This is a genomic window from Streptomyces sp. SID1328 (assembly GCF_009865595.1).
GTDB lineage: Bacteria > Actinomycetota > Actinomycetes > Streptomycetales > Streptomycetaceae > Streptomyces > Streptomyces griseoluteus.
Map to the genome: position 1 here is coordinate 1 of NZ_WWKH01000052.1, position 209 is coordinate 209.

Genomic DNA, 209 nt, shown 5'->3' on the forward strand with positions numbered 1-209 from the left:
CTCATCGAGGGCCCGCCCGAGGCCGACCCGCTGATCCCCCTGGCCGCCGACCCCGGCCTGCGTCCGCCGGTCGCGCTGCTCGCCCACGCGGTGGACGAGCCCGGCCGGTCGGCGTTCTGGCCGATGGCGGAGTTCAGCCCCGAGTGGGTGGCGATCCGTTGGGCTGTCGAACGGGGTGTCCCGGCCCGCTTCATCGACCTGCCCGCCAC

General features: G+C 76.1%; 1 protein-coding gene. It reads left to right on the forward strand.

The genetic code is table 11. From position 1 onward, the window contains the following. On the forward strand, positions 1-209 hold a 209-nt coding region (locus tag GT030_RS01515; protein WP_161199445.1), incomplete at both ends, for a DUF5682 family protein.